At 73.7% G+C, this 12987-nt stretch carries 10 protein-coding genes; 6 read left to right on the forward strand and 4 right to left on the reverse strand.

Going from position 1 to position 12987, the window contains the following annotated elements; genetic code table 11:
- Window positions 1-406: 406 nt before the first annotated feature.
- Entirely contained in the window at window positions 407-820 is a 414-nt protein-coding gene (locus ACWD1U_RS20530) for a RidA family protein (RefSeq protein ID WP_451109315.1), read from the forward strand.
- A 129-nt stretch (window positions 821-949) separates the two neighbouring features.
- Window positions 950-2407 (forward strand): PAS domain-containing protein, encoded by a 1458-nt coding sequence (locus ACWD1U_RS20535; protein ID WP_451109317.1) that lies wholly within the window; start codon window positions 950-952, stop codon window positions 2405-2407.
- Between the two features lie 243 nt (window positions 2408-2650).
- On the opposite strand, the gene ACWD1U_RS20540 is transcribed toward ACWD1U_RS20535, so the two are convergent.
- Window positions 2651-3406 carry an SIS domain-containing protein gene (locus ACWD1U_RS20540; protein WP_451109319.1) on the reverse strand — a complete coding sequence of 252 codons (756 nt, stop codon included), beginning with the start codon at window positions 3404-3406 and terminating at the stop codon, window positions 2651-2653.
- 281 nt (window positions 3407-3687) lie between these two features.
- Here ACWD1U_RS20540 and ACWD1U_RS20545 point away from each other — a divergent pair, with 281 nt between their 5' ends.
- Window positions 3688-4380: a metal-dependent transcriptional regulator gene (locus tag ACWD1U_RS20545; RefSeq protein ID WP_283971932.1), complete on the forward strand. Its 693-nt coding sequence runs from the start codon at window positions 3688-3690 to the stop codon at window positions 4378-4380.
- Between the two features lie 808 nt (window positions 4381-5188).
- Window positions 5189-6088: an alpha/beta fold hydrolase gene (locus tag ACWD1U_RS20550; protein WP_451109321.1), complete on the forward strand. Its 900-nt coding sequence runs from the start codon at window positions 5189-5191 to the stop codon at window positions 6086-6088.
- 26 nt (window positions 6089-6114) lie between these two features.
- Here the strand turns inward: ACWD1U_RS20550 and ACWD1U_RS20555 are convergent, their stop codons facing one another.
- From ACWD1U_RS20555 to ACWD1U_RS20565, 3 genes are all read right to left on the reverse strand, one after another.
- Window positions 6115-7707: a transporter gene (locus tag ACWD1U_RS20555; protein ID WP_451109322.1), complete on the reverse strand. Its 1593-nt coding sequence runs from the start codon at window positions 7705-7707 to the stop codon at window positions 6115-6117.
- Window positions 7704-8495: an ABC transporter ATP-binding protein gene (locus ACWD1U_RS20560; protein ID WP_451109324.1), complete on the reverse strand. Its 792-nt coding sequence runs from the start codon at window positions 8493-8495 to the stop codon at window positions 7704-7706. Before ACWD1U_RS20560 ends, ACWD1U_RS20555 begins: the two co-directional genes overlap by 4 nt.
- A gap of 114 nt (window positions 8496-8609) precedes the next feature.
- Complete coding sequence (locus ACWD1U_RS20565) at window positions 8610-9272, reverse strand: bifunctional DNA primase/polymerase (RefSeq protein WP_451109325.1); 663 nt, start codon at window positions 9270-9272, stop codon at window positions 8610-8612.
- Window positions 9273-9578: 306 nt separating this feature from the next.
- Here ACWD1U_RS20565 and ACWD1U_RS20570 point away from each other — a divergent pair, with 306 nt between their 5' ends.
- Window positions 9579-10964: a transcriptional regulator gene (locus tag ACWD1U_RS20570; protein ID WP_451109327.1), complete on the forward strand. Its 1386-nt coding sequence runs from the start codon at window positions 9579-9581 to the stop codon at window positions 10962-10964.
- Window positions 10965-11164: 200 nt separating this feature from the next.
- Window positions 11165-12970 (forward strand): hypothetical protein, encoded by a 1806-nt coding sequence (locus ACWD1U_RS20575; RefSeq protein ID WP_451109328.1) that lies wholly within the window; start codon window positions 11165-11167, stop codon window positions 12968-12970.
- The last annotated feature ends 17 nt before the right edge of the window (window positions 12971-12987 follow it).

Here is a 12987-nt window from a genome sequence, read left to right on the forward strand (position 1 = left end):
CCGTGAGCGCGTCTCACGCCCGCGGACCGGTCCAGCTCCGCACCGATCGCCTCGCGCAACGGGCCGTGCCGCGGTCCGAGCGCGTACCGCTCCTCGCGCCACGCACCCGTCACGCTCACACCCCCGAAAACCCAGACGACCCGCGAGTCTGGTTCCTCCGCAGGAGGAGCCGGCCGGACGTACCGGCGACTCGCGGGTCGGGTGACTGCTTGAGATTGGGCCGGCTGCACGTCTCGCTCACGCGCTGGTCCGGCACCGCACCGAGTGTGGTGTCGGGCCGCTAGCCCGCAGCCACCTCACGCGTCCGGTTCTTGTACATTTGCCGAACCACCTCCCTTCTCGTGTGCCTGGAACCCTAAGAAACCGTTCGGCCTCGGATCAACCGTTTTTCTGAGACCTTGACCCCATGACGCGGCGGCAGGCGATTCTCAGTGGTTCGGTGTTCGAGGAGCGGATCGGGTATGCCCGGGCCGTCGTGGACGGGGACCGGGTTCATGTGTCGGGGACGACCGGGTTCGACTACGCGGAGATGACGATCTCCGAGGACGTGGTGGAGCAGGCGGAGCAGTGTCTGCGGAACATCGGGGCGGCGCTGGCGGAAGCGGGGGCTTCGTTCGCGGACGTCGTGCGGGTGCGGTACATGCTGCCGGTGCGGGAGGACTTCGAGCCGTGCTGGCCGGTGCTGCGGAAGTACTTCGGCGAGGTGCGGCCGGCCGCGACGATGCTGGTGTGCGGGCTCGCCGATCCGCGGATGAGGATCGAGATGGAGGTGTACGCGCGGCGGGGGAGCGGTGGCGGGGCCGTTCCGTTGATCGACTGAGCGTGGCGACCGGCTGGCGACGCGGTCGGCGGGGGCGGTGCCGGGGGCGTTGACGTGGGGATTGCCGCCGTACAACGATTCCTTCAATGTTCTGGGAACTCGGTGTGCGCTGGATCACGTTCCAGTTGAATGGTTGCAAGGAGCGAACCGGCGTGCCGGACGTGCGGACGCAGCCTGCAGGGGGTCCAGGTGAGTGCTTCCCGGCGTAGTGGGATCACCGACGAGCTGGGGCCGGACGAGCCCGAGCGCGACGGTTCGGATGGTTCTGATCTGCTTGCCGCGCTGCTGGACGGGATGGACGCGGCGCTGTGCGCGTTCGACGCCGACGGGGTCGTGACGCACTGGAATCGTGAGGCCGAGCGGATTCTCGGCTGGAGCGCGGACGAGGCCGTGGGGCGGCGGGGGCTGGCCGGGTGGGCCGTGCGCAGTGCGGACGCCGAGGAGGTCGAGGGGCGGCTGCTGTCGGCGATGCACGCGCCGGGGCGGCAGGTGCACGAGTTCGCGCTGCTGACGAAGGACGGCGGGCGGGTGCTCGTGCGGACGCAGTCGGCGGGGGTGCGCGGGACCGACGGGAAGCCGGCGGGCGTGTACTGCGCGTTCAGCGAGGTGCACGCGCAGATCGATCTGGAGCGGTCGATCGCGTTGAGCGAGGCGTTGTTCGAGGACGCCAGCTGGGGTGTCGTGTTGGTGGACGTCGACCTGCGGCCCGCCGTGGTGAACGCGCACGCGGCCCGGGCGCTGGGCACGGGGCGTACGTCGGTGCTGGGGCGGCCGCTCGGGGAGCTGCTGTCGCAGGGTGTGGAGGAGCTGGAGAGCGCGCTGCAGCACGTGCTGGCGGAGGGTGCGCCGCCCGCGCCGGCCGAGGTGTGGGTGAGTGTGCGCGCGTCGGAGGGGGAGGAGCGGCGGTGCTGGCGCAGTGGCTTCCTGCGGCTGGCGTCGCCGCTCGCGGAGGAGCCGGTTCCGCTGGGTGTTGGCTGGTTGTTCCAGGACGTGACGGAGGCCAAGCAGGCCGAGCAGGAGGCGTCGCTGCTGCGGTTCCGTGCGCAGCAGCTGCACCGGGCGTCGCGGGCTGCCGCCGAGTGCGAGGACCCGGTGGAGGCGGCCACCGTCCATCTGGATTTCGCTCTGGCCGGGTTCGCCGATCACGCGCTGATCGACCGGGTCGCCGGCGGGGCGTCGGCCGATCCGGAGGCCGGTGGGCCGGTGCGTCTGGTCCGGGTCGCCGCCACACCTTCCGGTGCTCCGGGCCCGAGCACACTCGCCGGCCGGGCCGGTCTGCCCGTGCGCTACGCCGAGGGGCATCCGGCCCTGCAGTGCGTGGAGCGGGCCGGTGCACTGCGGGCGAGTGCGGGTGCCGCCTCGCCCGAGGAGGCCCGTGCCTGGGCCCTGGCCCGTCAGTGGCCGCCGGACGCGGTGCACGCCCTGTGCGCGGTGCTGCGCAGCCGGGGCCGGGCCCTGGGCGTCGTGACGTTCCTGCGCGGTGCCGGCCGCAGCGCCTTCGATCGTTCGGACGCCATGTACGCGGAGGACGTGGCGGTGCGGATCGCCGCGGCGCTGGATCTGGCGGGGCTGTCGGGGGAGGGGTGAGCGGCTGGTGGGGCCCGCCCGGGCGGGGCGCTCGGGGTGATGGGCGGAGGGCCCTGGGAGGGCGGAGCCGAGCTGATCGGCCCCTGGCGGCGGGGTGGGGTGCGGGCTTGGTCCGGGGTGTCTTGGTCCGGGGTGCGGCGGAGAGGTGTTCGGCGCGAGTGACCGGCGGTGGGTGACACGCGTGGTGCGCCCGGACGCCGGGTCGCCCGCGGGCCCGGCGAGGCGCGCCCGCCACGGCCTCCTTCAGTGGCGGTAGAAGATCCGGTCCCCGTACTGGTCCATCACCCGGGCGTTCCACTCGTGCCCCCCGTCGACGTTCCCGGACCGCAGCAGTGGTGGTTCGATGCCGCGGTCGGCGAGGGCCGTGGCGGTCGTCGCCATGACGGACTGGAGGAGGGCCGAGGTGACGACCGTGGAGGCGGGGGCGAAGGGGGCCGGGATGTCGTCGTGGCTGAGTTCCGCGTCGCCGACCGCGATCTTGGAGTCGAGGACGAGGTCGCAGTGGTCCTTGAGGTACGTCCCGGAGGAGTGCCGGGACGTGGTCTCGCAGGCGTAGGCCACGGAGGTCACGCCGATGACCTTCACGCCGCGGGCGCGCGCGTTCACGGCCATCTCGACGGGGAGGGCGTTGCGCCCCGACAGGGAGACGATCAGCAGGGCGTCGCCCTCGCGGAGGGGGGAGCTGTCGAGGACGGCGGCGGCGAGGCCGTCGACGCGTTCGAGGGCGGAGCCGAGCGGGGCGGGCCTCACGTCGACGCCGACGACACCCGGGACGGCGAGCAGGTTCATCAGGGCGAGACCGCCGGCGCGGTAGACGAGGTCCTGCGCGGCGAGGGAGGAGTGCCCGGCGCCGAAGGCGAAGAGCCGGCCGCCGCTCTGGACCGTGTCGGCGAGGAGCGTCCCGGCCGCCGTGATGCTGTCGGCCTCCTCGTCGCGGACCCGCCGCAGCAGGTCGATCGCGGCGTCGAGGAACTGGCCGGCCGGCGCGCGGTCGCTCATGCGGATCCCTTCAGGCTGGGCCTTGGTGGGCTGTGTCGCGCATCACGGTGCGGTCTGGACCAGCGTGGTGTCAACACGGCCGTGAGCGCGTGCTCCCGGGAGCCGACGGGCAGCGGGGACGTGCCTGAAGGGGAAGGCCGTACCCTCCCTCCAGCGCGTGTAACCCCTGCTTCCGCTCCCGCGGCACGGTTGTCGGTGGTATCCGGCAGAATTGGGTGCAGGGCCAGCGCACACGCCGGTGAGCCGTCCAGCCTCCGGCAGATCTCATTCGAGGGGCACGTATGTCCGGACTGATCGACACCACGGAGATGTATCTCCGCACCATCCTCGAGCTGGAGGAAGAGGGTGTGGTCCCCATGCGCGCCCGTATCGCCGAACGGCTCGACCAGAGCGGGCCGACGGTCAGCCAGACGGTGGCGCGGATGGAGCGCGACGGTCTGGTGTCCGTCGCGAGCGACCGGCACCTGGAGCTCACGGACGAGGGCCGCCGCCTCGCCACGCGCGTGATGCGCAAGCACCGCCTCGCCGAGTGTCTGCTCGTCGACGTGATCGGTCTGGAGTGGGAGCAGGTCCACGCGGAGGCGTGCCGCTGGGAGCACGTGATGAGCGAGGCCGTGGAGCGCCGTGTCCTGGAGCTGCTGCGGCACCCGACGGAGTCGCCGTACGGCAACCCGATCCCGGGGCTGGAGGAGCTCGGCGAGAAGGACGGCGCCGACCCGTTCCTGGACGAGGGCATGGTGTCGCTGGCCAGCCTGGACCCGGGCGCCGAGGGCAAGACGGTCGTGGTGCGCCGGATCGGCGAGCCGATCCAGACGGACGCGCAGCTGATGTACACGCTGCGGCGGGCGGGCGTTCAGCCCGGCTCGGTGGTGAGCGTGACGGAATCTCCGGGCGGTGTGCTGGTCGGCAGCGGCGGCGAGGCGGCCGAGCTGGAGTCGGACGTGGCCTCCCACGTCTTCGTCGCCAAGCCCTGAGCCCCGGCCGCGTGCCTGGCCCTGAGGCGGGCCTGGCCACGATTCCGTTCGCCGAGCCCGGCCGCGGGCCTGGCCCGAGCCGGGTCGCGATCCGGCCGCGCGCCCGGCCATGATCCCGGTCGCGCGCCCGGCCCACAGCCCGGCCGCGCGCCCGGCCGCGATCCTGGTCGCGAGCCGCGGCGCGGGCCCGGCCACGTGCCCGGCCGCGTGCCCGCAGCGGCGCAACTCCCGCCGCGGGCGGAGCCCTTGCGGCGTTGGCGTGATCCCTACCGAATCCTGTATTCAGTCCGCCGAATGGCAGCGCTCGTCCGCTTCCCGTGCGACGCTGTCGCGTGAGGCATATGACCTGAGGGGTTCTTGGCCGCGGCCTGACAGCGATGTCGCCCGGCCGGGGAGGGGGCCGGGAGGATGTGCCGTGCAGACGTGGGAAAGCCCCGGCGCCGCATGGCGCCGGGGCCTGTCCTCCCCTGTGCTGACCCGGAGCCCCGAGCTCTCAGGGTCATCCCCTCGGACCGTTTTTCCCCGAGCGGTCCGCCTCCCGTTGAAGATCTCCCCTCGGCAGCGGCGATCAATCCCCGAGGGCGGTCACTCGAATGAGGGGTGTTGCCCGCCCAAACGCCATCTTCGAATGTCCATTCGATAGTCTGCGAGCGGCGCACGGCACTCGGCACGGCACCCGTGCACCGGCGACGCACGGCGACAAGCACGGCAGCACGCACGACAACAGGCACAGCAGGCAGAACACGGCTCCAGGACCGAACCGGCCGACCGGGCCGCGGTCCGCGCGAAGCTTGGGGGGTGCCAGGACATGGCGCGACGCATCGACGTGAGCGGGACGGGCGGCGTACGCCTCGCGGCCTGGGAGTTCGGCGACCCGCCCAAGCCCGATCCGGCCCACGAGGCACAGGACGCCCGGGGCGCGGATCCCGCCCCGGACGGTTCCCCGGGCGTGCTGTTACTGCACGGTCTGATGGGCCGCGCCTCGCACTGGGCGCCCACCGCCCGCTGGCTCTCCGAGCGGTACCGGGCCGTCGCCCTCGACCAGCGCGGCCACGGCCGCAGCGACAAGCCCCCGGAGGGGTCCTTCACCCGTGACGCCTACGTCGACGACGCGGAGGCCGCGCTCGAGCAGCTGGGCCTCGACCCGGTCGTCCTCATCGGCCACGCCATGGGCGCGCTGACCGCCTGGCAGCTCGCCGCGCGGCGTCCTGACCTGGTCCGCGGCCTGATCATCTGCGACATGCGGGCCTCCGCCCTCGGTGCCGCCTCACAGCGCGAGTGGGACCAGTGGTTCAAGTCCTGGCCGCTGCCGTTCGCCACACTCGCCGACGTCCGCAAGTGGTTCGGCGAGGACGACCCCTGGGTGGAGCGGCCCAATCCGGCCCGCGGCGAGTTCTACGCCGAGGTGATGGCGGAGTCCCAGGACGGCTGGCGCCCGGTCTTCGAACCGGAGCAGATGCTGCGCTCGCGGGAGACCTGGGTGTACGACGCGCACTGGGAGGAGCTGGCACAGGTGCGGTGCCCGGCGCTGGTCGTGCGTGGCCTGGACGGTGAACTGGGCCGCGCGGAGGCCCAGGAGATGGTGCGGGTCCTGCCCCTCGGCCAGTACGCGGAGGTCGCCGACGCCGGCCACCTGGTGCACTACGACCAGCCGGAGGCCTGGCGCGCCGCGATCGAGCCGTTCCTGGACTCGCTCAACCACAACTGACACACGCCGCCTTGTCAGCCCACGCGTCAACCCTTGCTGACCGCCGCCAGGATCTCCGGCAGCCGCCGGGCCGTCCTTGGCGCGGCCAGCCGCAGCCCCACCGCCGAGAGCGCCGCCCCGTACACCGTGCCGGCCGGCAGCAGCAGCCAGGTGAGGTCGTCGCCGTCCGCGCTCACGTTCAGCCAGATCGTGAGCGCGATGACGGGCGCGCACAGCAGGGCGGCGGCCATCATTCCGCCGAAGATGGAGATCCAGGCGAGTCCGGTCTGCCCGGGGGCGACGTTCTTGTGGCCCTCCTGCGGGATGGAGTAGGGGAAGCGGGCGGATGTCCACGCCCCGGTCGCGAGCATCGCGCCGAGCAGCGCGAAGGACAGGCCGAGCGCCTCGGGCAGCCGCCGCCAGTCGCCGAGCACGGCCGTCGTCAGGACCGTCACGAGGGTGGCGTACGGCAGGGTGATCAGCAGCAGGGCGAAGGCGCGGGCGCGCAGCTCGACGTAGGCGTCGCGGGTCGAGGAGATCGTCATCGCGACGATCCAGAACGCGGAGGTGTCCTGCCCGAACTGGTTGTACATCTGGATGCCGAGCATCCCGGCGGCGAAGCACGCGAAGTACACCGACCCGGTGCCCTGCCAGGCGTTGAACACCGGCACGATCAGCCCGATGGCCAGCGAGGTCACCCAGGCCGCCTTGGTCTTCGGGTCGCGCCACACGTACCGCAGGCTGCGCTCCATGACCGTGCCCGTACGGCCCCCGGGCAGCAGCCGCCCGAGCCCGGTCGAGGTCCGCTCGCGGGCGGCCGTCTCCGCTGCGGCCAGGGTGGAGCCGTCGGGCGAGGTCATCAGCCGGGTCAGGTGCCGCGACCACACCGCGAGCAGCGTCACCAGTGCGGCGGCACTCAGCGCCAGTTGGGCGGCGGCGAGTCCGTACGACCCCTCGCCCACCGCGTGCACGGCGCCGATCGCCGACGCGGGCGGCACCCACTGCAGCACCTCCGCCGCCGGGTCGAGCTCGCCCAGCCCCGACGCCCCGAGCCGCTGCGCGCCGAAGTTGACGACCTGCGCCCCGACCGCGATGACGAGTCCGCTCAGCACCGCGAGGTCCCGGCCCTTGCGGCTGGTGAGCAGCCGGACGTTGGCGGCGGCGACGGCCCGGGCGAGCGCCACGCACACCAGCAGCGCCAGCACGACGGCGACCGCGCCCACCACGAACGCCGCCCCGCCCTCGGCCACCGCGACCACGGAACCGACCAGCAGGCACAGCGTGAACAGCGGCCCGATGCCGACCAGGGAGGAGGTGAGCAGGGCCCGTACCAGCGGCCGGGGCCGCAGCGGCAGCATCACCAGGCGGGTCGGATCGAGGGTCTCGTCACCGCCGGGGAAGAACAGCGGCATCACCGCCCACCCGAGCCCCAGCACCGCCACCGCCAGTACGACCACCGACTCGGCGTGCGCGTGCCCGCGCAGCGCGATCAGGCCGATCAGCTGCAACGCGGCGAACAGCAGGGCGCAGATGGCCGAGGCGATGTAGGCGGCTTTGCGCCCACCGGACCGCCGCAGACCGTTGCGCAGCAGCGACAGCTTCAGCCGTACGAAGACGGGGGTGATCGCGGGGGCGCTCACCGGGACCCGCCGCCCAGCCAGTCGAGGTCGGACCCGGCGTCCCGGCTCTGGGCGCCGACGAGTTCGAGGAACGCCCGCTGCAGGGAGGGCGCGTCGCCGCGCACCTCGGCCAGGGTGCCGGTGGCGCGGATCCGCCCGCCGGCCAGCACGGCGACCCAGTCGCACAGCGACTCGACGAGCTCCATGACGTGGGAAGAGAACACGACCGTGGCGCCGGAGGCCGTGTACCGCTCGAGGACGCCCCGGATGGTCTGGGCGGAGACGGGGTCGACACCCTCGAACGGCTCGTCCAGGAACAGCACTTCGGGATTGTGGAGGAGGGCGGCGGCGAGCCCGATCTTCTTGCGCATGCCGGTCGAGTAGTCGACGACGAGCTTGTGCTGGGCGCCGGCCAGGTCGAGGATGTCGAGGAGCTGCGTGGCCCGTTTGTCGACCTCGGTGCCGGGCAGCCCGCGCAACCGCCCGGTGTACGCCAGCAGTTCCCGCCCCGACAGCCGCTCGAACAGCCGCAGCCCCTCCGGCAGCACCCCGATGCGGGCCTTCACCTCGACGGGGTCCTGCCACACGTCGTGCCCGACCACTTCGACGGTTCCGTGGTCGGGCCGGAGCAGCCCGGTCACCATCGACAAGGTGGTGGTCTTCCCGGCCCCGTTCGGCCCGACGAGCCCGATGAACTTGCCCGCGGGCAAGTCGAGATCGATCCCCGCAACGGCGACCTGCTGCCCGAACCGCTTCCAGAGCCCCCGCACACGCACAGCGCTGGTTCCCACCGCGTCTCCCTCCGTCACCCTGAACCCTACGGTGGAGAAGCGGAACGTGAAGGGGCGCGGGGAACCGCGCGAGCGACCACGAACGCCCCGCAGCCGCCGGCGTACACGGACCAGGCAGGACAGAAGGCGCCCTCAGCGATCCCTGCCGCACGCATAAGCCAACGGCGAGATCAACTCCTCCGCATCCGGCAGCCACCGATTCGCGGGCGTCGGCCGGCAGGCCCACTGCACAGCCCCCCGAGCCCCGAACCGCGTGGGCGGCGCGGCCACATACGCCCCCTCACCCAGCACGGTCAGGTCCAGCGAGGACAACGACCACCCCAGCTTGCACACCAGATCGGGCACCTTCGCCGAAGCTCCCGGCAGCACGAAGAACTCCATCCGCCGGTCCGGCGTGAGCGTCACCGGCCCCAGGGTCAGCCCCATCCGCTCCATCCGCGCGAGCGCCAGGAACCCGGCCGTCTCCGGTACGGAGATCGCATCGAACGTCCGCCCCGTGGGCAGCAGGATCGACGCCGCCGGCTGCTTCTGCCACATCCGCCGCGCGACGGTCGCACTGCCCGTCGCCTGCGTCGCCCAGTCCGGGCGCGCCGGGTGCGAGCCGGGCGCCGGACACGCCGCGTCACCGCAGGAGCAGCGCTGACTTCCGTCGACGGCTTCCAGCCAGGCGCCGGGGAACACGTCCCAGTGGCGCTCCTCGGCGTAGCGAACGGCGGTCTCCAGCAGCGATTCCCCGCGCTGCTTCGGGATCTGAGCGGCTTCGGTGCCCGCGATCGTCTCTTCCACGATGAACACAACTCTGGTCGTCACCGGGGGTTACGCCCGCCCGTGTGCGCGGGGAGGAGCATCGCTTCCCCGGCCGGGGCGCATCGGGGCATGTGCGGGGGCGCGCACGAGGATCCGTGGCCGGAGGTGGGTAGCCAGGAGTGGGGCCGGCACCAGCCGTTACCCCGGCAATCCTCACATGCCTCGCATTTTCGCCTGGTCGGCGGGGCATTGATCTTCACGGCCGGATCCTTTCGCCGGGACGCGAGGGACCCGGCCGCGGAAGACACGTCAACTCGGTGCGTGGGCAGGCACCGCAGCCACAGGGGGTACGCCATGGCCGCAAGGCCGCTCGTCGCCCGGCAGCCGAACGAACGGCTCCAGGCGCTCATCCAGGAAGCCGGATGCTCCAACGCCGGCCTGGCCCGCCGGGTCAACATGTGCGGAGCCGAGCACGGTCTCGACCTGCGCTACGACAAGACGTCCGTGGCACGCTGGCTGCGCGGGCAGCAACCGCGGGGCAGGGCCCCGGCGATCATCGCCGAGGCGCTGGGCCGCAAACTCGGCCGTACGGTCACGATCGACGAGATCGGCATGGCCAACGGCAAGAACCTCGCCTCGGGGGTCGGTCTCCAGTTCTCGCCGACGGTGCTGGGGGCGATCGAGCAGGTCTGCGAGCTGTGGCGCAGCGACGTGGGGCGGCGGGACTTCCTGTCCGGCTCCTCCGTCGCCGCGTCCGCGCTGGTCGAGCCCAGCCGTGACTGGCTGATCTCCGTGCCCGACGGGCAGGTGTCGCGGTCGGCCGGGCCGCGGGTGGGGCAGTCCGACGTGCAGGCGGTCCGGGCCATGACGCAGGCGCTGGTGGATCTGGACCACCAGTACGGCAGCGGGCACGTGCGGCCGGTCGTCGTGCACTACCTCAACAGCGTGGTCTCGGGGCTGCTGGCGGGGTCGTACCGGGAGGCGGTGGGGCGAGACCTCTTCGCCGCGGTGGCCCGGCTGACCGAACTCGCCGGGTACATGGCCGTGGACACGGGGCAGCCGGGCCTCGCCCAGCGCTACTACATCCAGGCGCTGCGACTGGCCCAGGCGGCCGGGGACCGGGGCTACGGCGGGTATGTCCTGGCCGCCTCCATGAGCCACCTCGCCGCGCAGCTCGGAAACCCGCGGGAGATCGCGCAGTTGGCGCGGGCGGCGCAGGAGGGGGCGCGAGGGCGCGTGACGCCGCGTGCGGAGTCGATGTTCCACGCGGCGGAGGCGCGCGGGCACGCTCTGCTGGGCGACGCGCGCGCCGCCCAGTCCTGCGCCGGACGCGCGGTGAGCGCCCTGGAGGCGGCCGATTCCGCCGCCGGGGACGACCCGGCGTGGATCGCGCACTTCGACGAGGCCTATCTCGCCGACGAGTTGGCCCACTGCCACAGGGACCTGGGGCAGGCCGAGGCGGCGGCGCGGTGCGCGCAGGAGTCTCTGGCCGGGCATCCCCAGTCGCGGGCACGCCGCCGGGCCATCGGCTATGTGCTGCTCGCCACGGCGCAGGTGCAGCAGCGCGAGATCGAGGAGGCGTGCGGCACGGGCATGAAGGCCGTGGAGCTGCTGGAGGGGCTGCGGTCCAACCGGGGCGCCGAGTACCTGGAGGACTTCCAGCAGCGGCTGGAGCCGTACCGGGACGAGGCGGTGGTGCGGGAGTTCGGGGCGCGGCTGGACCTGCAGGCGGCCGCGTGAGCACGAGGTCTGCGGATGCGTGAACGTGTGGGGACGGCCGCTGGGCGAGCAGGAGGTGACATGAACGGCGTGCCGTGACCCGGCGGTGTAACCGCGCTCACAGGGCTGGAGGTCAGGCCCTGTGCGGCGTGGCACCGGGCTACGGGGACCCGGTAGCGTGAGCCGACGATTCACAAGGTCCCCCATTAGTAGGAGTCCCGGTGACGCAGAGTGGACAGGGCGAGGAGCCCTCGGCGCGCCCCGCGCGCGAAGGCATCGTGCTGCCCTCGGACGGTGGGGCACCCCTGCTGCCGGGCATGACGGGCGGATCCGGCGACGCCCCTTCCGGCGGCCGGCCCGCCCCGCCCTCCACCGGCCGGCCCCCGGCCTCCGCCCCCGCGGGCGGCCAGGACTGGGGGCAGCCGTGGGGACCCGACCAGCAGACCCCGCCCCCACCGCCGGGCGAGACCTGGCAGTCCCCCCAGCCCCAGCAGTGGACGACGCCGGAGCAGCAGGCCTGGGGCGCCCAGCAGGCGACACCCGGCGCACAGGGACCGGGAGCGTTCCCGGCGCAGGGCACGCCGAACCCGTACGCCGCCCAGCCGCCCGCGGGGCCGTACGGCACCGGCTCGTACGGGCAGCCCGGCGGCTCGGCCGGGCTGCCCGTGGAGGGCGCCGGCCCGGCCGGGGGATACGGCTCTCCGGCCGGGGGCGGCTTGCCGCCGGCCTCCGGCGCGTACGGCTCCGCTCCGGGGGGAGGCTTTCCGCCGCCGGCCGCTGACGCGTACGGCTCCTCCGCGGCAGGCGGGCCGCCGCAGGCGGCCCCCGGGTACGGCTCCCCGGCCTCCGGGGCGTACGGAGCCGCCGGCGGCGCCTACGGGGCCTCCGGGGCGGGTGCCCCGCTGCCGCCCGCTGCCGGAGCCGGCCACCAGCACCCGGCGTCCGACGAGGGCGCCACCCAGTACCTGCCTCCCGTCCAGGGGGACGCGGCGGCCGCGGCGACGCAGTACCTGCCGCCCGTGGCCGCGGCCGGCGACGAGGGGGCGACCCAGTACATACCCCCGGTGGGACCCGGCGCGCTGCCGCCCGAGAGGCCCGCGGGGGAGGACCCCGAGGCGACGCGGTTCCTCGGGACCGGGCCGCTTGCCGGTGCGGGAGCCGGGCCGTTGCCGCCCGCCTCGAACCCGGACGCGGAGGCGACGCGGTTCATCGAGCCGGTGCCCGGCGGCGGGGAGAAACAGCCGCCCTCCGAGTTCGACAGTCTCTTCCGCGGTGGACAGGGCGCACAGAGCCCGGCCGGGGCCACGCAGCAGCTGCCCCGCATCGAGCAGCGCTCGCACGGCGCCCCCCAGCCCTCCTACGCACCGCCCGCCGGAGGCCGGTCGCCCGGCGGTCGATCCGGCTCGCGCGTACCCGTCATCGCCGCCGTCGGCATAGGCATAGCCGTCCTCGGCGTCGGCGCCGGCGCGCTGCTCGCCGGCGGAGGCGGTGACGGCGACGGGGGCGGCAACAGCAAGACGGTGGCCGCCTCCGCGCCCGCGACGGACCGGTCCGCCTCGCCGTCCGCCGACCCGGCCCGGGCGCAGGCGGTCGAGCTGGACAAGCTGCTCGCCGACAGCGGCAACAGCCGCAGTGCCGTGATCAACGCGGTCGCCGACGTCAAGGGCTGCGACAACCTCCCCCAGGCCGCCAAGGACCTGCGTGAAGCGGCCAAGCAGCGCAACCAGCTGGTCACCCGGCTCGGCGGCATCCAGGTCGACCGGCTGCCCGACCACGCCGCGCTGACCACCGCCCTCACCAAGGCGTGGCAGGCCTCGGCCTCGGCCGACAACCACTACGCGGCCTGGGCCGACCAGACCGCGGGCAAGAAGGGCTGCCGGAAGGGCCAGGCCCGGGTCACCGGCCAGACCCAGGCCGGCAACCGCGCCAGCGGCGTCGCGAGCGCCGAGAAGGCCGAGGCGGCCAGGCTGTGGAACGGCATCGCGAAGACGTACGGCCTGACCGAGCGCCAGCCGACGCAGCTGTGAACGAGACGATCCGGACG

The sequence above is a fragment of the Streptomyces sp. NPDC002788 genome, from assembly GCF_053592115.1.